This window comes from Treponema socranskii subsp. buccale (genome assembly GCF_024181585.1).
In the GTDB taxonomy this organism is placed as follows: Bacteria; Spirochaetota; Spirochaetia; order Treponematales; family Treponemataceae; genus Treponema_D; species Treponema_D buccale.
This window is the reverse complement of the sequence record NZ_CP054258.1, coordinates 2,636,232-2,658,289: the sequence shown is the minus strand read 5'-3', so window position 1 is coordinate 2,658,289 and position 22,058 is coordinate 2,636,232. Positions and strand designations below refer to the sequence as shown.

General features: G+C 49.6%; 21 protein-coding genes. 16 read left to right on the top strand and 5 right to left on the bottom strand.

The window, feature by feature from the left end; all coding sequences use genetic code 11:
- The first annotated feature begins 78 nt into the window (after positions 1 to 78).
- The 5 genes from ychF (at position 79) to efp (ending at position 5,444) form a co-directional block, all read left to right on the top strand.
- Positions 79 to 1,218, top strand: coding sequence for a redox-regulated ATPase YchF (gene ychF, locus HRI97_RS11935; protein WP_253725693.1), 1,140 nt, complete (start codon positions 79 to 81; stop codon positions 1,216 to 1,218).
- Between the two features lie 327 nt (positions 1,219 to 1,545).
- The gene (locus HRI97_RS11930; RefSeq protein WP_253725692.1) at positions 1,546 to 3,024 is read left to right on the top strand and encodes a phosphohexomutase domain-containing protein; all 1,479 of its coding nucleotides are present in this window, start codon (positions 1,546 to 1,548) and stop codon (positions 3,022 to 3,024) included.
- A gap of 30 nt (positions 3,025 to 3,054) precedes the next feature.
- Complete coding sequence (locus HRI97_RS11925; protein WP_253725690.1) at positions 3,055 to 3,690, top strand: SGNH/GDSL hydrolase family protein; 636 nt, start codon at positions 3,055 to 3,057, stop codon at positions 3,688 to 3,690.
- On the top strand, positions 3,687 to 4,820 hold the full coding sequence (gene earP, locus HRI97_RS11920; RefSeq protein ID WP_253725689.1) for an elongation factor P maturation arginine rhamnosyltransferase EarP: 1,134 nt from the start codon (positions 3,687 to 3,689) through the stop codon (positions 4,818 to 4,820). Before HRI97_RS11925 ends, earP begins: the two co-directional genes overlap by 4 nt.
- Before the next feature lie 54 nt (positions 4,821 to 4,874).
- Positions 4,875 to 5,444: an elongation factor P gene (gene efp, locus HRI97_RS11915; RefSeq protein ID WP_021330369.1), complete on the top strand. Its 570-nt coding sequence runs from the start codon at positions 4,875 to 4,877 to the stop codon at positions 5,442 to 5,444.
- 154 nt (positions 5,445 to 5,598) lie between these two features.
- Here efp and HRI97_RS11910 read toward each other — a convergent pair whose 3' ends face one another.
- From HRI97_RS11910 to HRI97_RS11890, 5 genes are all read right to left on the bottom strand, one after another.
- A complete protein-coding gene (locus HRI97_RS11910) occupies positions 5,599 to 7,149 on the bottom strand; it encodes a tripartite tricarboxylate transporter permease (protein WP_253725687.1) in 1,551 nt (516 codons plus the stop codon).
- A gap of 12 nt (positions 7,150 to 7,161) precedes the next feature.
- Entirely contained in the window at positions 7,162 to 7,632 is a 471-nt protein-coding gene (locus HRI97_RS11905; protein ID WP_180487340.1) for a tripartite tricarboxylate transporter TctB family protein, read from the bottom strand.
- 96 nt (positions 7,633 to 7,728) lie between these two features.
- Positions 7,729 to 8,703 carry a Bug family tripartite tricarboxylate transporter substrate binding protein gene (locus HRI97_RS11900; protein ID WP_253725686.1) on the bottom strand — a complete coding sequence of 325 codons (975 nt, stop codon included), beginning with the start codon at positions 8,701 to 8,703 and terminating at the stop codon, positions 7,729 to 7,731.
- 219 nt (positions 8,704 to 8,922) lie between these two features.
- The gene (pheT, locus tag HRI97_RS11895; RefSeq protein WP_253725684.1) at positions 8,923 to 10,671 is read right to left on the bottom strand and encodes a phenylalanine--tRNA ligase subunit beta; all 1,749 of its coding nucleotides are present in this window, start codon (positions 10,669 to 10,671) and stop codon (positions 8,923 to 8,925) included.
- Between the two features lie 130 nt (positions 10,672 to 10,801).
- Positions 10,802 to 12,358 carry a phytoene desaturase family protein gene (locus tag HRI97_RS11890; protein WP_253725683.1) on the bottom strand — a complete coding sequence of 519 codons (1,557 nt, stop codon included), beginning with the start codon at positions 12,356 to 12,358 and terminating at the stop codon, positions 10,802 to 10,804.
- A 222-nt stretch (positions 12,359 to 12,580) separates the two neighbouring features.
- On the opposite strand from HRI97_RS11890, the gene HRI97_RS11885 reads away from it, so the two are divergent.
- The 11 genes from HRI97_RS11885 to HRI97_RS11835 all read left to right on the top strand — a co-directional run bounded on the left by HRI97_RS11885 (position 12,581) and on the right by HRI97_RS11835 (position 22,055).
- The gene (locus HRI97_RS11885; RefSeq protein ID WP_180487336.1) at positions 12,581 to 13,012 is read left to right on the top strand and encodes a helix-turn-helix domain-containing protein; all 432 of its coding nucleotides are present in this window, start codon (positions 12,581 to 12,583) and stop codon (positions 13,010 to 13,012) included.
- Positions 13,013 to 13,201: 189 nt separating this feature from the next.
- Positions 13,202 to 13,495 carry an HPF/RaiA family ribosome-associated protein gene (locus tag HRI97_RS11880; protein ID WP_180487335.1) on the top strand — a complete coding sequence of 98 codons (294 nt, stop codon included), beginning with the start codon at positions 13,202 to 13,204 and terminating at the stop codon, positions 13,493 to 13,495.
- A gap of 192 nt (positions 13,496 to 13,687) precedes the next feature.
- Complete coding sequence (locus tag HRI97_RS11875) at positions 13,688 to 13,945, top strand: phosphopantetheine-binding protein (RefSeq protein WP_180487334.1); 258 nt, start codon at positions 13,688 to 13,690, stop codon at positions 13,943 to 13,945.
- 10 nt (positions 13,946 to 13,955) lie between these two features.
- On the top strand, positions 13,956 to 14,204 hold the full coding sequence (locus HRI97_RS11870) for an acyl carrier protein (RefSeq protein WP_180487333.1): 249 nt from the start codon (positions 13,956 to 13,958) through the stop codon (positions 14,202 to 14,204).
- A gap of 67 nt (positions 14,205 to 14,271) precedes the next feature.
- A complete protein-coding gene (locus tag HRI97_RS11865) occupies positions 14,272 to 16,386 on the top strand; it encodes an AMP-binding protein (protein WP_253725681.1) in 2,115 nt (704 codons plus the stop codon).
- A 75-nt stretch (positions 16,387 to 16,461) separates the two neighbouring features.
- Positions 16,462 to 16,827: an ApeI family dehydratase gene (locus HRI97_RS11860; RefSeq protein WP_253725680.1), complete on the top strand. Its 366-nt coding sequence runs from the start codon at positions 16,462 to 16,464 to the stop codon at positions 16,825 to 16,827.
- Between the two features lie 3 nt (positions 16,828 to 16,830).
- Positions 16,831 to 17,634, top strand: coding sequence for a glycosyltransferase family 2 protein (locus HRI97_RS11855; protein WP_253725679.1), 804 nt, complete (start codon positions 16,831 to 16,833; stop codon positions 17,632 to 17,634).
- Positions 17,627 to 18,625, top strand: coding sequence for a lysophospholipid acyltransferase family protein (locus tag HRI97_RS11850; RefSeq protein ID WP_253725677.1), 999 nt, complete (start codon positions 17,627 to 17,629; stop codon positions 18,623 to 18,625). Before HRI97_RS11855 ends, HRI97_RS11850 begins: the two co-directional genes overlap by 8 nt.
- A 13-nt stretch (positions 18,626 to 18,638) precedes the next feature.
- Complete coding sequence (locus HRI97_RS11845) at positions 18,639 to 19,064, top strand: acyl-CoA thioesterase (protein ID WP_253725676.1); 426 nt, start codon at positions 18,639 to 18,641, stop codon at positions 19,062 to 19,064.
- Positions 19,065 to 19,096: 32 nt separating this feature from the next.
- Positions 19,097 to 19,726: a LolA family protein gene (locus HRI97_RS11840; RefSeq protein WP_253725674.1), complete on the top strand. Its 630-nt coding sequence runs from the start codon at positions 19,097 to 19,099 to the stop codon at positions 19,724 to 19,726.
- Positions 19,698 to 22,055 (top strand): MMPL family transporter, encoded by a 2,358-nt coding sequence (locus tag HRI97_RS11835; RefSeq protein WP_253725673.1) that lies wholly within the window; start codon positions 19,698 to 19,700, stop codon positions 22,053 to 22,055. The genes HRI97_RS11840 and HRI97_RS11835 overlap by 29 nt, the downstream gene beginning before the upstream one ends.
- The last annotated feature ends 3 nt before the right edge of the window (positions 22,056 to 22,058 follow it).

Below are 22,058 nucleotides of genomic sequence, written 5' to 3'. Positions count from 1 at the left end.
GTTCAGCGCCGCCAAATCATATATACTGAACACTCGATTTTACAGTGCAATTTTTTTGCACGCTTTTACGGAGGAATCATGTCACTCGATTGCGGAATCGTCGGGCTGCCGAATGTCGGCAAGTCTACGATATTTACGGCGCTGACGGCAGCTCCCGCCGCTGCGGAAAATTTTCCGTTTTGTACGATCGATCCGAACGTCGGCATTGTCGATTTGCCGGACGAGCGCCTCGCTTTTCTCGCAAGCGTTTTTCAGCCGAAAAAGATTACGCCTACGTCGGTAAAGATCGTCGATATCGCAGGTCTTATTAAAGGCGCGGCTCAGGGCGAGGGTCTCGGCAATCAATTTTTGGCGAATATCCGGGAGACGGCGTGCATCGCACACGTCGTTCGCTGTTTTGACGATGCCGATATCATGCACGTCCGCGAAAATGCGAATACCGTCGTGCCGATTGACCCGAAAGGCGATATCGAAACGATCGATATGGAGCTCGCGCTTGCCGATTTGGATACGATAAAAAAGCGGCAGGAAAAAGTGACGAAGGCGAGCCGCGCGCTCGGAAAAGAGGAAGAAAAAAAATATGTGCATTGGACGAGCGCGGTTGCAAAGATCAAACCGCTGCTTGAAGCGGGAAAATGCGCGCGGCTCGCCCTTCTGACGCCGGAAGAAAGGGCGGCCGTGAGCGATATGTTTTTGCTTACGATGAAGCCGACGTTTTACGTCTGCAACGTTTCCGAAGATGCGATCGCTGCAGGTACGAACGACTATGTTGAAGCGGTAAAAAAAATCGCCGCCGAAGAAAACGCGGAAACCGTCGTCATCTGCGGAAAATTCGAATCCGATTTGGCGGAAATCAAAGACGAAAACGACCGCAAAGAATTTATGGAAGCCGCCGGCCTCAAAGAATCGGCGCTTGCAAATCTTGCGCGGACGGCGTACAAGCTCATGGGGCTGCGCACTTTTTTTACTGCGGGAAGCGACGACTGTCACGCATGGACGATCCGCGCAGGAGACACCGCTCCGAAAGCGGCGGGCGTCATACATACGGATTTTGAAAAAGGTTTTATCAAAGCCGAAGCCTATTCGATCGACGATTTGCGTACTTACGGCTCGGAAGCGAAGATCAAAGAAGCGGGAAAATATCGTATTGAGGGAAAAGATTACGTCGTGCAGGACGGCGACGTATTGTTTATTAAATTCAATACCGCAGGAAAATAATAATTAAATTGAATGTCAAGTTTGGAAAATGTTAACTAATAAAGCTATGCTTACAGCGAGAACTTCGTTCACTGCGCTCACTACCGAGTTTGCTCCGCAAACTCGCCGTGTATGCCGCGGTCGAGCTTTTAGGGGCAGGCTTTCGTAGGCATAACGCTCGAAACGGCACGCAGCCGGAACCTCGCCGTAAGTATAATTTGATTTGCTTTCCAAACTTGCCATTCAATCGGTGAGCGAAACAGATGGAAAATTTCGAGTTTAGAAAACTCAAAATTGAACCTATTAATAAAACTTAATAAAACCGTACGCGGTTTTTTTAGGGAAAATATGGCCGATAATGCACTTGAAAAAATCGCGTATGAACTGTTTCACGCTTTCGATATCAGAATCGATGCCGAACGGCTGAGCGATGAAACGGCGTCCCGTCTGTGCAATGCGCAGGCGTGGTATTTCAGAGAATGCCTCGACACCGACGAAATCGTTTTGTGCCGGGATACGCGTAAAAAAGGCGAGCACTTTTTGCAGCTCGCGATCGACACTTTTTCCGCGATGGGATTTCGCGTGTATACGAACGTGCTGCCCGTTTCGACGTGTCAGTTTTATTTCAGCTGTATGCAGCGCCCAAGCTGTGCGGGAATCATGTATACGGCGTCTCATAATCCGAAAAATTATACCGGACAAAAAACGGTCGGGCCGAACGTGAGACCCGTCGCCGAAAACGTCGGGCCGGAAGGCGGACTTACCGCCGTCCGCGATGCGTTTTTAAAAGGAAAAACCGTTTCCGCAAAAGAGGGCGGCAGCGTTACGGTCATCGACGACGGCGATGCATACGTGCGCGCCTGTTTGGATTTGGCACGGATCGGAAAAGACGAACTTTCCGGTATATCCGTCGTCGCCGATTTTTTATCGGGCAGCGCGGGAAGCGAAGTGATGCGTGCCTTCCGCTATGCGGGCATTTCATGCGTTCCGCGAAACGTTGTTCCCGACGGCAATTTTCCGAGCGGCGCGCCGAACCCCATTATTAAAGAGAATATCGAAGGTACGCTCGACTATATACGCGCACATCCCTCATCGGTCGATTTTTGCTTTTTATTCGACGGCGACGGCGACCGCGTCGATACGAGAAGCGGCGACGGTACGGAGATTTCGCCTTCCGTGATTATGACTTTTTTGTCTTCCGTACTCACGTCGATCGTACCGCATACGGGGGAAGCTCGGATCGGAATCGACTCGAAAGCGTCTCCCGTCGTTCACGCGGAACTGAAAAGCGGCGGCAACAATCCGCTGCTCGTTCCGAACGGGCATTCGCAGATAAAGAATATTTTGCTGCAAAAAAAAGCGATCGTCGCCGTCGAAGAAACCGCGCATTATTATCTGAATTTTCCGAACGGCGAAAACACGGTTCCGATGGAAAGCACGCTGCTCTTTTGTCTTTTGTTTTTGAAACGCTGGAAAAACCATAGAGCTGAATTCGATGCGCTCGTCGCCCGTCAAAACAGCGTGCTTCGCGAACGCGAATGGGGCTATACCTATGCGGATGAAAAAGATCGGGACGATGTGCTTTGTGCGACCGAAAATTTTTTTACGAAAAGAGGATACGTGCCGCTTAAAACGCTTGAAGACGGCTCTCCGCTCGGCACGACATTGTTAAAACGCGATTGGGACGGCGATAAGTGGTGCTGGATCGCACAGCGCGCGAGCCAAAGCGAAAAAGGTGTTGCCCGCTGGATGGTGACGTCTTCCGATGCCGATGAATTGCAGCTTGCCGTTGCGGCGATAAACGAAGCGGCGCAAAAAAAATTGTAGTATACTGTAAAAAAACAAAGAGGTACTTTTATGTTTACCTTTTCGGTTATGGGAGATTCCATTTCTTCGTTCGAAGGAACGTCGCCCGAAAATTATGCGGTCGCGTACCCGATGCCCGATTCCGGCGTTTACCGCAGGGACGATATGTGGTGGGCGTATTTTGAACGGCTGACGGGAAACACGATGATCTGCAACGATTCGTACAGCGGAAGCCGCGTTTCGGAAACCGGCTCGCGACCTCTTTGGTCCGCCTTCGTTTCCGATTCGCGTATCGCGCGTTTGAAAGGAGACGCGGTGATCGTGTTCGGCGGTACGAACGATTTCGGTCAGCGCGCGGAAGGCGCTGCGCCGCTTGCGATATTCGAAGCTGCCTATACGCTCCTTATTAAAAAAATACGAAAAGCGCTGCCGCACGCCGTCGCATATTTTTGCGTGCCGCCCGTACGTTTGGATTGGGAGCTGACGGAAAAAAACGACTGCGACTGGACGCAGCTCGATCTGCAGCACAGCGTTCGTTCCGTCGTCGTAGCCGCACATGCTGCCGATCGGAATATCCGTGCGATCGATTTATCGGAAATCGCGGTAGAGGATATGCTCGCCGACCGGCTGCATCCGAATAAAAAAGGCATGGAAGCGATTGCATCCTGTATCGCCCGGCATATATGACGGATAAAACGCGCCCGCTCGATATCGCGATTCTCTGCAAAGTCGTTGACAATTACGGCGATGTCGGATTTGCATACCGCCTCGCGCGCGCTCTTTCGGCGCTTGACGACAGCGTGCACATTCGATTCGTCATCGATGATCTTGCGTCTTTCGCTTTGCTTGCGCCCGGAATCGACTCTCATGCGGCGGTACAGCAGTACGGAAATTGGACGGTTTTCGATTGGAATGCCGGAGATGCGTGTACCGCTTCTTTTTCGAAAGCGATGCCGAAAATCGTTTTGCAGTGTTTTCAATGCCCTTATCCCGAATGGCTTGAAGCGCTTTTATTCGATAAAAAAAATACCGCCGTCGTTCACGTCGTCAATATCGACTACCTTACGGCGGAAGATTACGCCGAAGAATTTCACTGCCTCAAGTCGCTCACGCGCTCGTCGCGCGTACAAAAAGTCAATTTTATGCCGGGCTTTACTTCAAAGACGGGAGGACTTATCCTCGACCGGAAGCCCGCGTACGTGCCGGCAAAAAAAAATCCCGATGAATTTTCGGTTTTGATTTTCGGTTATGTCCGCGATTACGCTCCCGTCGTCCGCGCCCTTTGTGCATTTGAAGCGGAAAAGCGAAAGTCGGACGAGCGCTTTAAGCTTTGCGCCTGCGCCGCTGCGGGGCAGGCGCAGGATGCGTTTATGAAAGCGTACGCGGATTCGAGTGCGCATTTTGCTGCGGAACGGCTTCCGTTTTTAGTGCAAAACGAATGGGACGATCTGCTCCATGCTATGGACGCGCTTTTTATACGCGGGGAAGATTCGCTTTCGCGCGCGTGCCTTTCGGGCATTCCCTTTGTGTGGCAGGCATATCCGCAGGAAGACGATTATCAACTCGTAAAAGTCGAAGCGCTTTTGCATCGCATAAAAGATTTTTTTCCGCGTGACGATTTTGCGATCGTCGAAAATGCGTGGACGTTGTACAATGTTTCCGGCACGGTTTTTTGCGATACGGAAAAAGCGCTCTTCGCCTTTTTGGAAGCTTCCTGTCGGATAAAAAAATATTTTGCCGCATTCGCATCCGCGCTTATTGCAAACGGCGACTTTGCCCGCCGCCTGCTTGATTATTTGCGGCATTTTGCATTATAATCATATACACTTTTCAATTTTGTCAAATCTTATTAATTTATAGAAGGTAGAAATATGGTTACAACATCGGAAATCAAAGTCGGTTCTGCGTTTATGTATGAAAACAATCCGCTTATGGTACAACGTATGCTCGGCCAAAAATCGGGCCGCGGCGGTATGGTGACAAAGCTGCGCGTAAAAAATATCGTTACGGGACAGACGCAGGATCTCGGCCTCGACGCCGGAGAAAAATTCGATGAAGTCGATCTCGACGAAAAAACGATGAAGCTTTCCTACATCGAAGGCGATACGTACGTGTTTATGGATCAGGAAACTTATGAGCAGCTCGAAATGACAAAAGAAGATTTGGGCGACAATGCGGGTTATCTTTCCCCCGACGACGACATCGACATATCGATTACGTTTTACGAAGGAAAGCCGGTCGGCGTCAAACTTCCCGTCAACGTTACGCGCACGATCACGTACTGCGAGCCGGGCGTAAAAGGCAACACGAGCGGCAAAACGTTTAAGCCCGCGACGCTCGATACGGGCATCGAAGTGAACGTTCCGCTTTTTTGCAACGAAGGCGAACGCATCGTCATCGATACGCGCGACGGCTCTTTTGTCGAGCGCGCAAAAGACTGATTCGTGCGGATCATTCGCCGTTTGCGGTATTTTACCGAATCGAATTATTGATTATTAATTTTTAATGATATGACATTTACAAAAAACTGCCGACGCACGCCGGCAGTTTTTTTGTAGCGGCGGCTGCAGGATCGCAGCCGAATGTCTGCAGCGGTTATTCGGATTTTTCCGCTTCCCTTCGTGCGATTTTTCGTTGATTGTAAAATGCGGTAATAAGCGAAACGAGCGCAAGCAGGAAAAATACGATACAGATGGGACGGGAAAAAATCGTGACGAATTTTCCGTCGACAATCTGCATGTAGCGCCTGATATTCGATTCGCTCATCGGTCCTAAAATAAGCGCAAGCAAAATCGGTGAAAGCGGGAAATCGTATTTTTGCAAAAGGTATCCGATAACGCCCATAACGATTGCAAAGTATACGTCGAACATGCTTTGGTTGATTGCGTATGCACCTACGAGCGACAGCACGAGTATGCACGGAATTAAAAAATATTTTTCAACCGAAATGATTTTCGAAAAAAGATTGACACCGAGCATACCCACAATGAGGAACGCGAGATTTGCCGCAAGTATTGCGCCGAATACCGCGTATACGATATCGAGGTGCTCGACGAACATCATCGGGCCGGGTTGGAAACCGTGCATGATAAAAGCGCCCATGAGCACTGCCGTGTTCGAGTCGCCGGGGACGCCGAGCGAAAGCATCGGGATCATGGCGCCGCCGGAACATCCGTTGTTTGCGGATTCGGCAGCGGCAATTCCTTCGGGTGCGCCGTGACCGAAAAGTTCGGGATGCTTGCTGCTGCGTTTTGCTTCGCTGTATGAAACGAACGCCGCGATATCGCCGCCCGCTCCGGGGATCGCGCCGATAAAAGTGCCGATAAGACTGCCTTTGAAGATGTGCGGTAAAATCGTTTTTATGTCGCGCTTTTCGGGTAAAATATTTCCGACAACGGATTTTAAATAGCGCAAAACGGGATTCGATGCGGATGCCGTTTTTACGCGCGTTTTACTTTCCTGTTTGCTTTGCAGCAGATGTTCGAAGTTTGCTATGACTTCGCTGATTGCGAATAAACCGATGAGAGCCGGAATAAACGGAATGCCGTCGTAAAAGCCCTGCAGCTTAAAAAAGCGCAAGTACGCACAGGTTTTATCCATGCCGACTGTTCCGATTAAAAGGCCGAAAGCTGCAGTGATGAGTCCTTTGATGAGCGATTTTCCGGAAATGGAAATGATGACCGACAAACCGAACATCGCAAGCGCAAAGAATTCCGCAGGCCCGAATTTCAACGCCATCTTTGAAATGAGCGGCGATAAAAAAGTCATGACGAGGGCGCCGATGATTCCTCCGCTGAAAGAGGAAAACAAAGCGATCGTCAGTGCGCGGCCGGGTTCCCCCTTTTGTCCCATCGGGTATCCGTCGAGTACCGTCGCCGCCGCAGCGGGAGTGCCCGGAGTGTGGATGAGGATCGCCGCTATGGAACCTCCGTACATACCGCCGCAAAATATACCGAGCAGCATTGCAACTCCCGGAATAAAATCGAGGCCGTAGGTAAACGGGATGAGCAGCGCGATACCCATCGTCGCGGTTAAGCCCGGAATGGCACCGATGAGAATGCCGCCCGTCGCTCCGATAAGCGTATAGAGCAGCGTGGAAGGCGTAAACACTTGTCCGAAACTGGACGCAATTAATCCGAAATCCATACTTCGCCTCCTTTAAAACAGCTCTTCCATAAAGCCGAGCGGCATCTGAATGCCCAGCAGACATTTAAATGCGAGAAAGACGATTGCCGTCGCTCCGACCGCAATGATGATCATCTTTATATACTCCCTTTTTCCGAGCAGCAGCGTCATTAAAAATATTGCAATCGGCGTGATTATTAAAAAACCGAGGACTTCCCACAGCAGCGCATATGCGACGACGATTGCGAGTCCCGCGAGCGCTTTTTGCATACCGCGGTTTTTCAAACTCATCGTCGGAGCCGATTTTTTATTTGCTTCGGACGTTTTTAAATTTGTTAATAATAAAAGTACACAGAATATAAAAAGTGCGATGGCAAGTACGCGCGGAAAAAACTCCGGCCCTACAGGTACGTTTTTGAACTGTTTGAAAGTAAGGGTATATCCGAATGCGGCTGCCGAAACGATCATGCCGATAACCGCCGATATGATATTGGCTTTTTTCACAAGAACCTCAGCGGATTGAACTGTACCGCTTTATTATAAAATGGAAACCGACCGGCGGAGCGCCGGCCGATTTTTGACGGTTGAACTTTTGTATGACTAGTCGATCAGACCGATGGATTTCATCGTCTTCGTAACCGCTTCGAAGTTGCTTTTTAAGAAAGCGGCGAACTCTTGGGGATTTTGATATGCGAGCGTTTGGTTGAGATTTTTTGCGGTCGCAATAAACGCAGGATCGTTTTCCGCTTTTGTAAACGCTTCTACCAATTTCGCTTTGATTGCGGGATCGACGCCTTTCGGCAATGCAAGTCCGCGCCATGTCGCATATTCGATATTGTATCCCTGTTCTTTGAACGTTTTGATATTCGGGTACGCTTCGGGGCGTTTTGCCGCCATAATGCCGAGCACTTTTACATTGCCGGCGTCATATTGTGATTTGACTTCTGCAAGCGAAACCGTAACGGCTTGAATGTGTCCGCCCGCTACTGCCGTAACCGCACCCGCCGCGCCTTCGAACGGAATATGTTTTACTTTGATGCCGGCCTGATCGGCAAGCAATCCCGCACCGATGTGCCACACGGATCCGGGCGCCGAGTTTCCGATGGAAACTTCACCGGGATGCGCTTTGCAGTAGTTGACGAATTCCTGCACGGAATTGTACGGTTCGTTTTTTCCGACCGTAAGCGTCGCAGCGTCGGCGTTGACGCGGATGAGCGGATCGAAATCGGCATACGTGAAATCGATCAAACCCTGCTGCGGCAGCGAATTCAATTCGAAGGTTATCATACCGACCGTATATCCGTCCGGTCTCGCGTTTTTGATTGCAGCATGACCGATAGCGCCCGCACCGCCCGTTTTATTTTCGACGGTGATCGTCGTACCGAGGTACTTTTCCGCAGTCGAACACAGCGCGCGCAAAATCGCATCCGTACCGCCGCCGGCGCCCCACGGACAGATTACCGTAATGCCTTTTTTCGGATAATCCGCAGACTTTTCTCCTTTTTTTGCAAAGGCGGAAGAAATTAAAACGCTTGCAGCGATGATTCCCGCCGCAATCTTTTTTCTTGTTTTCATACTGTCCTCCATAAATTTTAATTGAAAATATAATGATTAGCGTGCACGGCAGTACACGACATTGATATGACTATTCATTATATGTCGAACTTCGAGCTTTGTCAATTTTTTGGATATGTGTGTGTTGAATATGTGTGAAGTTTAAAATCCGTCCGGCCGAGTCGGAGACAGCTCCCCGACCGAACGCCGGTTTCAATGAGCGGACGGCGCTCTTGCCGTTTATACATCGCTCCGCATCAACGCTTCCAAATCGATTTCGCCCGCAGCGCAGGGTACCGTAACCGCCCAGTTTTCGAGCACTTGCGGATTGACTTCGCCGAAAACACCGACTGCTTTGCCACCTACGATAATGGATGCTTGACGGCCGACGATAAAGCGCGGATCGGCGCTTTCTTGTACTTCGTACGTGTGGTCGAGAAAATACAGGAGTGCCGCGACTTCGCTTGCCGCGTCGTTGAAGTTTGCATTTGCCGCCGCCGTCAAAAAGCCCAAGTGCGTTCGTGTGCGCGTGCCGGTGTTTTCTTCGCCGCAGAGATAGGCGACTTTGCCGATTTCGAAAATCTTGTGCGGGAACTGCGCGTTCGCCGATTTGCTTTCCGCGCGGAGCAGCGAAGATATTATCTCCGGTCTGATAAATTGATAATTTTCGCTCATCGGATTTGCGATTTCGATGACGCTCGATTCGTCGATGAGCATATTGTCGATGTAATCGCGGCGGCTTCCGACATAGTTGAAAATCATCTCCTGATAGCCGAGCCCGACCATAAGCGTTTTCGCTTTACGGCTGAACTGCGTTATCGGTAAAAGTCTGCCGATCGTAAAATCGCTCGGGCTTTCCGGTTCGAACGAAGCGATATCGCGCCCGATCATGACGTCTTCGATCACATCGGCTTCGTGTAAAAAATCGTTGCGGTAGGGCGGCGGAAAGAGCGTAAACTCAGCATCGTCTTTTCCGTCGATCGTCAATTTTTTTACCGTCGTTTCATCGCCCATGCGGTAGAGCGCGGCGCACACTTCGTCCGCCGTAAAGGACGAGCCGAGCATTTTGTTGATATGCGAAAGATAAGCTTTTGTCGGAACTTGAAAATAATACGGACACACGACGGTTTTGCCGAATTTCGTTTCATAAGGATAGTCGACGCGCATCGGAAGAATTTCGTAGCCGCTTTCAAAAAAATCGCACGCGACGATGTTCGCCGCGAGCATGAGGCTTTCCATATCGTCGCCGGTCAGCTCGACCATTAAGCCCGTGTCTCCGACTTGCACCGCACCGAGCGTTGCACTGTTGATGATCGGCGCCATCGACATGATTTCGCCTTTGTCGTCGACGAGCAGCGGAAATTTTTTAAAGTCTTTTAAAATCCAACCGTATTCTTTTCCTTTCGGATGTTCGCTCAGGATTTGCCGGCACGTCATCGGCTCTGCGCACTGCAGCGGCACGAAAGAGGTTGCGTCCGGATCGACGGCTTTATAATGCACGGGAAATGCGATATCGGAAATACGGTACACGCCCATCGAAATCGTCTTCCGCTTGCGTCCGAAATTCCACGCGAGTTTTTCCTGCGTTTGGATGATGTCTTTCAGCATCGCCTCGTCGATCGCTTTTCCGGAAATAACGAAGGCGACGATATACGGACGGATGTGCTGCAGTTCGGCGTCCACGGTGACGATGCGGTTGGCCGGATCTTTTATCGCATCGGGAGCCGACATGAATTTTTGATAATCCGCGTGTTTTGCGCCGTCGTGCAGGGCGATCTGCCGCGCGACACCGACCGTCGACCACAAGTCGGGACGATTGGTATCGTTGAGTTCGATTTTAATAACGCGCTCATCTTCAGGCTTGGACGCGTCGGGTTTTTCATCGAGTTCGGCTTTTGCGCACGGCAATTTTGTTTCAAGTGTATCGTAATCGTATTTTTTCCCGAGCAAAGCGAAAAAACTTTTTTCGTTGACTTCGATTTTAGGCATTTCTATCCTCGCAATTCTCGGCGGTTATTATAAAACATCATATCGATTTATTCAATTCGCACTATGCCGCCTCTTGCGCATCCCGTTCATGCAAATCACCGCTGAGCTCAAAAAATTATCGCCGATTTTTTCAATCGTGCGCGATAAATTCGGTACGCGTATCTTTGCAGATTGTCTGCGCCGCGCGTCTGCCCGCCCATCCCGCGATTATAAGGCCTCCGGGCATCATCGAACGCTCGCTTGCAAAGTAGAGCCCCCGTACCGTCTTCGATTTTGCAGGCAGTATGAACATCGGATCTCGGGGTTTCCACACGCTCATCCAGCTGCCTTCAAAGCTCGCCGTATAGCGCTCGTAGGTCAAAGGCGTGGCCATATCGGTTACTTCGATCGCGCCCTTCGTTTCGGGAAAACGGCTTTCGATTATTTTAATAAATTTATCGATAATTTCTTTTTTGCATTGCCGGTATGTGCCGTCGGCTTTTTTCGCTTTCCACCAATCGTAGCTTCCGCCGAGCAAAAGGCAGGTGAGTGCGGTACAGCCTTCGGGCGCATGATTCGCATAGCCCGCGTAATTGTTCAGGCGGATTTCCGTAAAGCGCAGACCCGCCGCTTCCAAGGGTTCGTCGAGCAAAAGTACGGGGCCTGTCGGTCTGTTCGACAAATCGGCTTTTATGCCGAGGGCGATAAACATATTTTGTTCGGTCGTTACGATTTTGCGCATCTGCTTCGCCCATCGCTCTTCAAGCGGTTTTGCAAAAAGCGAATCGACTGCGCGTCTCGTGTCGAAAGCGGCAACGACAAAATCCGATTTAATAATTTCCGTTTCGGAGTTTTCAGCCGGGTGATCGAAGCCGTCCGCCGTATACGGCAATGCGCCGGCTTTCGTGCGCGCGATTTTGACGCCGGAAATTCGCCGTCCCTCCGTTACGATGCCGAGCACTTTTGTCCGGTATACGATTTTTCCTCCGAGCGAGGCGAAGGTGTCGGCAATGTTTTGTGCGAGACGCAGCGAACCGCCTTCGGGGTATCCGCAGTCGCCTGAGGCGAACGATGCAAGCGTATAGACAAGCGACAGCGCGTTGAATCTCGTACCGATGACGGAATGCAGCAACGCGCGCAGTTTTTTGTTTTTAAATCGGGAGAGATAGTCGTCGTATGATACGTTTCTGAGGTAAAGCGCGGGAATCGCGGCGGGCGCCATGGGAAGCAATTCTTTCAGTGTCGGAATTGCGGGAGATTTTGTTTTTATCCACGGTATGTCGCGCAGGACGAAGTGTACCGGCAAAAACGTTTTGATATCGCGGCAGAGCCCTTCGATCGCCTTGCGGTCTTCGGGTGCGGCATCGATAAATTCTTTACGCATTTTATCGATATCGCGGTAGAGGCGGATTTCCGTTTTTTCGTCGATGAGCGTATACAGCGGCTCACGGTAACGGACGGGGTTATTTTCTTTGAGCGCGCCGGTTTCTTTCCACACGCGGTTCAAAACAAGCTTTTCGGACGAACCGGTAAGCCAGTGCATACCCCCTTCGAAAAGATACCCTTTGCGCGACCAGCTTGTCGAAAGGCCTCCGGGAATCTCATGCTGCTCATAAATCGTTACGTCAAATCCCGATCGCTGCAGATAAACGGCAGCCGAGAGCCCTGCGATGCCCGCGCCGATAACAACAACGGATCGCTTTTTCATAAAACGAGTATATCGACAAAAAGGAGAAGGAGCAAGCTGCCGCATCGGAAATTCCGTTTATCTTTTACATCTTGTATAAAAATCGCGCTTTGAACGTGGTATATGCATTTTTCGGATAATACGCAAAGCGATTTTAATCGTACTTAAAACTTTATGTCGTTATTATAACGCAATACGGTAAATAAATCCGTGCGGATATATTTTTTGTGGTAAACCTGTGGTATGCACATATTCTGGAAAAATGTTTACCGGATAATCAATTATAGAGGAATCAATTTAAAAACGCTTGCCGCGCTTTCGGATGTACCGTATTCGACGATTACAAACGGAAAAAATAAAGGGGAAGGACAGCCGTCCGTCGGAACGGCATATAAAATCGCGTCGGCTTTGAACGAATCGATAGAATCGCTTATGCGCGATACGGTACAATCGAAAAGCGGACATATCCTCGAAGTAAAGAATTCCCTGCCGAAAAACGATGCCGCGCGCTACCGCCGATACGAACGCATTATCGATGCCCTTGAAAAACTCCCCGTCAATACCCGCGAATCGATTACGGATTTAATTCTCACCGTCGCTTCGGGAGGCGAAACGGATTCGGAAGTCGAAGTGAAAAAAACTTCCGAAAAGCGAGTATACCGCGTTCGGCACTGATACGCCGTATATGGCGCGGCAGGATTTTTATAATGGAATTTTATAGACACATGTCTGAAACTGCCTCTGAAACTGTGCGCTTATTTTTATTTTGCTTTTTTACACATTCCGCTGTATACTATAAACGACGGCTCAATCGCCGCGGCCTGTGTTTCAGGCGTACCGAAAACACGTACAGAGGAGGGCTGCATGACAAAAAACGTATCGGCAGTCGGTTTCGAGTTTGAAAAAAAACAGTCTGACATGATTGAGACAAAGTTAAAGCGCATCGCTTATGCCGAAGATTTAATCATCGATTTTACTTTGCGGGTAAAATACGATAAAGAGTATTCATTCGATGCGACGTTCAATTTCCGTTGGGGAACACAGGGGCACGTAACAAGCAAAGATTACAGTTTCGATGCCGGTCTCAACAAACTTATGGATACGCTCGATACGAAGATAAAAAAAGAAAAAGATAAAATCCAGGATCACACAAAATAATAAAGGCTCCGGCTGCAGGTGCGGCAGCCGGGCTTCCGCTCATAGTTCAAATTATTACCGTATTTTTTTTCCATAATTCCCGCTTCAAAGCAGGCATTTTCGTTTTGATACTGCCTTGACGTTCTGTTGCTTTTTTTTATATGTTTGTTTATAATTATATAAATTTTGTAATAATCGGGTTATACTATTGTTATGGATGATTTGAAACGACAGATTAAAGAAGTGATTGTATCGTCGTTACAGCTTGAAGACGTAAAGCCGGAAGATATCGACGACGCGGAGCCGCTTTTCGGAACGGGCTTGGGGCTCGATTCGATCGATGCGCTTGAATTGGGCGTAGCGTTGAAAAAGAAATTCGGCGTAAAGCTTTCAGCCGAAAGCGCTGATAATAAAAAGCATTTTGCATCGGTCGATGCATTAGCTGAATATATTGCTGCCGAAAAGGCGTAAGAGGAATTGTATGACTAAAGAAGAGATTTTCGACAAACTGAAAGCGGTCCTTTCAAAAGAATTTGAAATCGAAGAGGATAAAATCACTCCCGCGGCAAAGCTTGCCGACGACCTTGAGCTCGACTCCATCGATTCGATCGACTTGATCGTAAAGATGAAGGATTTTATTCCCGGCAAAGTCGATCCCGCGATTTTCAAAACGGTGAAGACGATGCAGGATGTCGTCGACGCGCTGTATCCGTATACGCAGCAAGCTTAACAAAAGTGAACGCGGCAGGCTTTTGCGGCCGGCCGCTTCGTTTTTTAATCGATACCGTTTTCCGTCGATGAAAAAAATTGTTAAGGTTCTGTTTTATGCGGTTGCGGCGCTGTATCCCGTCCTTGTTTTTACTTTCCTTGTCGTATTAAAGCTTCCGGTCAGGATTTTATCGCTGTGCATCGTCGCACTCGCTTTCGCGTTTTTTTTAAGCGCGACGGGGCGGGCGCGGAGTGCGGACGGAAAGGAAAGAAGGTCGGCGAAACGGAACGGCCGAAATGACGCGCTTCGAAAGGATGAAGTGCGGGAAAACGATGCGCAAATGCGCGGGACAAAAATCGGAACGGCAAAAGTCGGCGCGCTGTCTTTCGATTGGAAGCCGCTTGCGCAGTCCGCACTTTTTCTTGCAGCCGGTTTATTTTGTTTTTTTACGAATCGGACCGTATTTTTAAAATTGTATTCGGTTGCGATCAGCGCAACGCTGCTCGTTGTTTTCGGCAGTACGCTTTTTTTGCCGCCGAACATCATTTTCAGATTTGCGTGTCTGCAGGATAAAACGATACGCGGCTCTGCGGCGGAAAGTTCGATAGAGCGGTACTGCCGCAAAGTGACCCTTGCATGGTGCGTTTTTTTTATCTGCAACGGAAGCGTGTCGGCGTTTACGGCGTTTTTTTGCTCCGATACGGTGTGGTCGGTATACAACGGCGGCATTTCATACGCGCTTATGGGCTGTATGTTTGTCGTTGAATTTATTATCAGAAGGCGGGTACAAAGAAAAATGCCGGAAGCGCATACGATCAGCACATTTACGGCGGATTCCCGCCCCGACGATTTTATCGTCTGTTACGAACGGAAGTGGTCGGACGGCGCGTATAAAACGTGGCGCGATTTTCTTTCCGATTCGGCAAAGCTTCGAAAATTCATTTCCGAAAAATCGGCACAAAAATATATTCTACACTGCGAAGATTATTGGTATTTTTTGTGCACGTTCATTGCGCTTTTGCAGTGCAAAAAAACGGTGCTTTTGACGCAAAACGTTACGAGCGAATTCATCGCGGAAATCAAAACGGACGGCGTCGAATTTTTAACCGACCGCGATATTGCCGATTCGATCTTTATCCCCGATGTCGTCGAAAATGCGGCTTCTCCGTCCGAAAGCGATATGCGCTCGTTTCCGAAAATCGTCGCGGACGATACGGATATTTTGCTCTACACGTCGGGCAGCACCGGAAAGCCGAAAGGTGTCCGCCAGCGCATGACCGAATTTGAACTCGACAATGCATTCGTCTTTTCGAAGTGGGGCGCGGAATTCGCAAAGCGAAAACTCGTTACGACGGTGAGCCAGCACCACATCTACGGTTTTTTATTCGGTATCGCGCTTCCGTTCGGGTACGGCGTTCCGTTTCGCCGCACGCGCATCGAATATCCCGAAGAATTTGAAACGCTTTCCGACGAATCCTATATGATCATCGCGACGCCCGCATTTTTAAAACGCGCCGTTGAAACCGAGCGGAAACTGCCGCTCGACAATTGCTTTATCTTCACAAGCGGAGGAGCCGTTTCGAAAGAGCTTGCCGAAAAGACGGAAGCCGTATTCGGTTTTTGTCCGCTTGAAGTGTACGGTTCGACGGAGACGAGCGGCATCGCGTACCGGCAGCAGACGAAGGACGGACTTACGTGGACGCCCTTCGACAATGCGAAGATTTGGAAAGGGGAAGACGGTTGTCTCGTCATCGTCTCTCCGTATATCAAAGACCCGAAAGGTTTTGCGACCGCCGATTTGGTAGATCTCCTTCCCGACGGCAGATTCGTCATGAAGGGCAGGGCCGACTCGATCGTAAAGATAGAGGAAAAACGCATTTCGATGACGGAAGTCGAAAACAGGCTTTTGCAGAGCGGCTTCGTCTCCGATGTAAAAGTCGTCGCGCTCGAAGATGTGCGCCAGTATCTTGCGGCGGCACTCGTACTCAATGCTGACGGCAAGCGGAAATTTCAAAACGAAAAAAAATTGACGATTAATAAATTCTTTCACGATTATCTTATGAATTATTTTGAAAACGTCGTCATTCCGAAGCGCTGGCGCTATGTCGCGTCTCTTCCGTGCGATGTGCAGGGTAAAAAGCATAAGGAAGATATCGCAGCTTTGTTTGCAACGCGCGATGCGTCGGATGCGGCCGTACGATAAAAACGGCACGGAGGCGTGATGCCGTGCGGGCGGAATACGGCGCGGCGGCGTATATGAAAAGGGGGCATGATACATATGAATGAAAATCTGCACGATATCGTCGATGAAAAGATACTTTCACAGAGCGGAGATTCCGCGGAAATCGAATTTTTTATTCCTGCTTCGAGCGATTTTTTCGACGGGCATTTTCCGGAGTTTAAACTGCTCCCGGCCGTCGCACAGTTTGAAATTATAACGCGGTTTTCAAAAAAATATTTCGGCACGCAGCGTTATGTGCCGGAAATCAAACGCATTAAATTTTCCGCGCCGATCAGACCCGATACGCTTGTCCGCTTAAAGCTCGATTTCAATCGCGAAAAAAAATCGATGTCCTTTTTGCTTCGGGATGTAAAAAAATCCGACAAAGCGTATTCGTCGGGAATCTTCGTCGCTGCGGTGTAATCGATGGATGCGGTACAAAGTTCGTCGCAAAACGATGCGGCGCAGAACGCTGCGATAAAGCTCGGCTTCGTCATCCCCGTGTACAATCACGGTTCGACGGTCGGCTCCGTTATCCGCTCTCTTGCCGTATACGGCCGGCCGATTATCGTCGTGGACGACGGTAACGATGAGGCGAATAAAATGCAGATCCGCGCGGCGGTCGATTCGTGTCCGCTTTCTGTGCTCGTCGAACGGAAAAAAAACGGCGGCAAAGGCAAAGCGATGACGAGCGGCGTTTTAAAAGCGCACGAACTCGATTTGACGCATGTCTTTCAAATCGATTCGGACGGACAGCATGACGCCTCTCGCGCTTCTTTCTTTATCGAAGCGGCGGAAGAAAATCCCTCCTGCCTTATCTGCGGTACGCCCGTGTTCGACGAATCGGTGCCGACTTCGCGAAAAAAAGGCAGAGAGATTTCAAACCGCTGGGCCCGCTTTGTGTCTCTGAGCGATGAAATCGTCGACGCCATGTGCGGCTTTCGAATCTATCCGGTAGAACCGTATTGCCGCCTGCTCACTCACCGCGCGTGGGTCGATGCGCGTATGGGATACGACGCGGACATCCTCGTACACTTCGTATGGAGCGGCGTGCATATAAAATCCTATCCGGTGCGCGTAACCTATCCCGCAGACGGCATTTCGAATTTTCGTATAGTGCGCGACAATATCCGCATATCGCTGTCGTTTACGAAATTGTTTTTCGGCATGATCGTACGCTTGCCGTTTTTGGCGTTCCGCGCGATTTGCAGAAGAAGGGCTCATGGCTGAACTTGCGGAAAGAACGGACGAGCACTGGACGCAAAAGAGAGAAGAAGTATCGAGCAGCCGTCCGATCGTATTTCTTGTGTGGCTCGTTTCGCATCTGCCCTTGTGGTTCGTCGGTTTGCTCGCGTTCCCCATTTCATTTTTTTATTTTGCCTGTTCGAAGCGTGCCCGAAACGAATCGCGCGCGTATCAAAATCGACTGCTGCGGTATACCGCGGGCAAGGATGATCGCATAAGGCGTCCTCATATCTATAGGCACATCGTGTCGTTTGCCTTGTGCATTATCGAAAAGATCGAAGGCTGGTGCGGTAAAATCGATTTTAATAAAATCAAGCTTCACGACGACGACGTTACATTGCTGATCGAAGAGCTCGATCGAAAAAAGGGAGCGCTGCTTATCGGCTCGCATTTGGGCAATATCGAAATGCTGAGGAGTCTTGCAGAATACGGCCGCACCGGCGTGTCGCACTATGTGCCCGTTACGGCGATTTTGAATTTGAATACGACACAAAAATTCAACAATACGATAAAAAAAATCAATCCGCACGTGCAGCTCAATATAATAAATGCGGATGAAATCGATGCCGGAACGATTTCGCTTTTGATGGACAGAATCGACGAAGGCGGGCTCGTCGTTATCGCCGCCGATCGCACCTCTCTCAATACCGTAGACAGGGCGATAACCGAAAGCTTTCTCGGTAAACCCGCGCGGTTTTCATACGGAGCGTTTTTGCTCGCAGCGCTTTTAAAAGCACCGACGTATTTCGTGTTTGCGCTCCGTGAAAAAACGCTCATGCTCACTCCGCGCTATTCGATGCGCGTACATAAAACGGACATTACTTTCGATTGTCCCCGCGCCGAAAGAGAGACGCGGATCAAACGTCTGTGCGGTGAATACGTCGCGCTTCTGGAAAAGTATTGCACAATGTATCCTCTGCAGTGGTATAATTTTTTTAATTTTTGGGTTGAAGACGAAAATCGCAAGGAAGCATGAAAGGAAGCATGATATGAACGGTTCGCTCATTTCGGAAGAGATGACATTTAAAATCGAATTTTACGACGTCGATTCGATGCGCGTTGCATGGCACGGAAATTACGTAAAATTCATCGAACGCGGCAGATGCGCGCTGCTCGATAAAATCGGCTACGGCTATCTGCAGATGGTCGAAGACGGCTATGCGTTTCCGGTGACGGCGTTGAATATAAAATACGTGCGATCGCTCGCATTCGGAGACGAAGCGCGCATTACAGCCTCATTGATTGAATACGAAAATCGTCTTAAAATACGCTATGAGATTTACAACGCAAAAACCGGCGTCCTTGCGACAAAGGCGGAAAGCACGCAGATGGCGGTAAAGATAGAGACGGGTGAAACGTGTTTTGTGTGTCCCGAAAAATTAATCGCCTGCGTTGAAACATTGTTAAAAAAATAACGGCGTCGGACAGGCGCTTGCGGAGGTATTGTATGAAAAAGATAATTATTAATTTTATATGTGTTCTTGTTTTTGCGGCGATGCCGCTCTTTGCGGCGGATGCGACATTCGATACCGTATGTGCCGATCTGGCGCGTCATCCGAATACGACCGGAAACTTTACGCAGGTGCGCACGATTTCGAAAGTGAACCGTTCGCTCACGTCGAGCGGAACCTTTATATTCAGCCTCGACGGCATTATGTGGAAAACGTTGAAGCCCTTTCCGTCGTCGCTCGTCGTCGGTTTGACGAGTGTTATTCAAACGACGCCCGACGGGAAAAAAACCGTCATCGACGCGTCGAACAATCAAATCTTTACGAGCATTTCGACGACGCTCTCTTCGATTTTTTCCGGCAATGCAAAAAAATTGTATGAAAATTTTTCCGTCGCATTTTCTTCAGACGGAAACAAATGGAATGCCGTTCTTACTCCGAAAGACAAAACGGTCGCCGCTGTCATGAAATCGCTCGCACTCGGCGGAACGGGCGCATCCGGCGGAGCGGAATTCGATACGATCGTCATGACCGAAGCGGGCGGCGACACCATCACCTATACGTTTTCGAATCAAAAGTATCCGAAGGAGCTTTCTGCCGATGAAAAAGCCGTCTTTGCCGCGAAATAAAACTTTCGCATTTACGTGGCTCGTTTTTCACGCGCTCATTCTCATTCCGTGCCTTTTTATCATTGCGCGAGCGGGCAGGGTAAACCTCGACGCCGATCTTTTCAATATGCTGCCCAAACCGGATATCGGCAAAGCGATGGGCGTCGCCGACGAGCGTCTCACCGAAACGACGGGTCAAAACGTATTTATCCTCGTGTCGCATAAAGATTTCAATACGGCGAAGGCGGTTGCGGAAACCGTGTACGGAAAGCTCGAATCGAGCGACGGTTTCAAATCGGTATCGCTTTATTCCGATGCGGCGATGCTCGAAGGCGTGAAGAAGTTCGTTCACGAATACCGCTGGAATCTGCTCGACGATGACGCGATCGAAACGCTTTCATCTCCGGGCGGCGCGGAAAGCTTTGCGGAAAACGCACTCGCGAAAGCGTACGGCGCCTTTACGTTTTCTTCTCTTGAAAATCTCGACGACGATCCTTTTATGCTCGACGAATACATATTGCAGTATTATCTTGCGTCGCTCGAAAATTCGGGAACGTCCGTTTCACCGAAAGACGGCGTACTCGCGACGGAATACGAAGGCGTCTGGTACGTGATGATTCAGGGCATTTTAAGCAAAGAGGGAGCGGCGCTCGCAAGCAAGTCGAATGCCGTCGTGCGGATTTATGAAGTCTGCGAACCGCTTGAAAAAGACGGTGTGCGCTTTGTGTATTCGGGTACGCCCTTTCACAGCCACAAAAGTTCGACATCGGCGAGCAACGAAATTTCAATCATTTCGACCGTGACGCTGCTCGGTATTATTATTTTACTGCTGCTCGTGTTTAGAAATCCGCTGCCGATCGTTTTGTCCATCATGTCGATTTTGCTTTCGATTGCAGCCGCATTTGCGATGACATACATGTGCTTCGCCCGGATTCACATACTGACGCTCGTGTTCGGAACGTCGTTGATCGGTTCATGTATCGATTACAGTCTGCATTTTTTTATCCACTGGAAAGCGAACCGAACGCTTGCGAGCGGAGCGGAAATCCGCCGACATTTGATGACCGGTCTTTTGCTGTCGCTTATCTCTACCGAACTCTGCTACCTTATCCTCGTATTTGCGCCCTTCGGATTGCTCAAGCAGATGGCGGTGTTTTCGCTTACCGGCATTTTCAGCGCATTTTTAACCGTCGTAAGTATGTATCCTTTGCTTGCGATTCCGGCCGATGCGAAGCGTGTCATTCCTCTTGTCAATATGATTTCCGCGCCTGCCTGGTACGACAAAAAGAAAATCGGACGGATTGCAGTAGCCGCCGTTTTTACGGTGACCCTTACGACGCTTTTCATCAATCGGAAAAATATTAAAATAGAAAACGATGTCAATAAATTGTACGAAGCGCAGGGGCGCGTCCGAGACGATGCCGTCATTTCGTATAAAGTGCTTAACTACAATCCGACCGGCTGGTTTATCATAGCCGGAGATACGGTTGAAAAAACGCTTGAAACGGAAGAAGCGCTGTGTGCGCGCCTGACCGAAATTAATAAAGGCAAAGAGCTCGGCGGTTACGTTGCGACATCGCAGTATATTCCCTCTGCGGCAAAGCAAAAAAAATCTCATGAAGCGGCGGGAAGGCTTTTGGCGCTCGCGCCTGTCCAATACGAACTGCTCGGCTACGATGCTTCTCTTGCTGCGGGATTGCAAGCGTCTTACGATGCCGACGGTGAAAAATACGTCACGCCGGAAGGCGATATCCCCGAATACCTTAAAAAAGCGATATCTTCCGCGTGGCTCGGCGAAATCGACGGAAGATATTATTCGATCGTGCTTCCCATGTCGATTACCGATGAGGATGCATATATACGCATAGCATCGGAAGATCCGAATGTTTACTTTGAAAATAAAATCAAAGATATCGGACGCGATTTGGACCGCCTGACGAAAACGATTTTGATGCTGTTTGCAATCGCATACGTTGTCATCGTCATCGTGTTGAAGATTTTTTACAATTGGAGACACACTCTGAAAATCGCGTCGATTCCGCTGCTCATCGTGCTTGTCATCGCGTCGATTTTTTCAGCGCGCGGCATACCGCTCGAATTCTTTTCAATCACCGGCATGATTTTGGTTTTCGGACTCGGTCTCGACTACGTCATCTATATGATCGAAAATGAAAAACGCAGCGACACGTCCGTGAACGCGCGGCTCGAACCCTTTGCGATTTTGCTGTCGTTTTTGACGACCGCCGTTTCTTTCGGTGCGCTCGCACTCAGTTCCTTCGTGCCCGTACATATGCTGGGCCTTTCGATCTTTTTGGGTTTGACGACCGCGTTTTTGTGTACGGTGCTGTAGGAG

Coding starts and splice junctions, on each gene's coding strand:
- pheT (WP_253725684.1), bottom strand. CDS start 10,671: ATGCCTAAAATCGAAGTCAACGAAAAAAGTTTTTTCGCTTTGCTCGGG.
- HRI97_RS11880 (WP_180487335.1), top strand. CDS start 13,202: ATGACAAAAAACGTATCGGCAGTCGGTTTCGAGTTTGAAAAAAAACAG.
- HRI97_RS11875 (WP_180487334.1), top strand. CDS start 13,688: ATGGATGATTTGAAACGACAGATTAAAGAAGTGATTGTATCGTCGTTA.
- efp (WP_021330369.1), top strand. CDS start 4,875: ATGGTTACAACATCGGAAATCAAAGTCGGTTCTGCGTTTATGTATGAA.
- HRI97_RS11885 (WP_180487336.1), top strand. CDS start 12,581: ATGCACATATTCTGGAAAAATGTTTACCGGATAATCAATTATAGAGGA.
- HRI97_RS11890 (WP_253725683.1), bottom strand. CDS start 12,358: ATGAAAAAGCGATCCGTTGTTGTTATCGGCGCGGGCATCGCAGGGCTC.
- HRI97_RS11865 (WP_253725681.1), top strand. CDS start 14,272: ATGAAAAAAATTGTTAAGGTTCTGTTTTATGCGGTTGCGGCGCTGTAT.
- HRI97_RS11870 (WP_180487333.1), top strand. CDS start 13,956: ATGACTAAAGAAGAGATTTTCGACAAACTGAAAGCGGTCCTTTCAAAA.
- HRI97_RS11845 (WP_253725676.1), top strand. CDS start 18,639: ATGAACGGTTCGCTCATTTCGGAAGAGATGACATTTAAAATCGAATTT.
- HRI97_RS11910 (WP_253725687.1), bottom strand. CDS start 7,149: ATGGATTTCGGATTAATTGCGTCCAGTTTCGGACAAGTGTTTACGCCT.
- HRI97_RS11900 (WP_253725686.1), bottom strand. CDS start 8,703: ATGAAAACAAGAAAAAAGATTGCGGCGGGAATCATCGCTGCAAGCGTT.
- HRI97_RS11850 (WP_253725677.1), top strand. CDS start 17,627: ATGGCTGAACTTGCGGAAAGAACGGACGAGCACTGGACGCAAAAGAGA.
- HRI97_RS11860 (WP_253725680.1), top strand. CDS start 16,462: ATGAATGAAAATCTGCACGATATCGTCGATGAAAAGATACTTTCACAG.
- HRI97_RS11855 (WP_253725679.1), top strand. CDS start 16,831: ATGGATGCGGTACAAAGTTCGTCGCAAAACGATGCGGCGCAGAACGCT.
- earP (WP_253725689.1), top strand. CDS start 3,687: ATGACGGATAAAACGCGCCCGCTCGATATCGCGATTCTCTGCAAAGTC.
- ychF (WP_253725693.1), top strand. CDS start 79: ATGTCACTCGATTGCGGAATCGTCGGGCTGCCGAATGTCGGCAAGTCT.
- HRI97_RS11840 (WP_253725674.1), top strand. CDS start 19,097: ATGAAAAAGATAATTATTAATTTTATATGTGTTCTTGTTTTTGCGGCG.
- HRI97_RS11835 (WP_253725673.1), top strand. CDS start 19,698: ATGAAAAAGCCGTCTTTGCCGCGAAATAAAACTTTCGCATTTACGTGG.
- HRI97_RS11930 (WP_253725692.1), top strand. CDS start 1,546: ATGGCCGATAATGCACTTGAAAAAATCGCGTATGAACTGTTTCACGCT.
- HRI97_RS11925 (WP_253725690.1), top strand. CDS start 3,055: ATGTTTACCTTTTCGGTTATGGGAGATTCCATTTCTTCGTTCGAAGGA.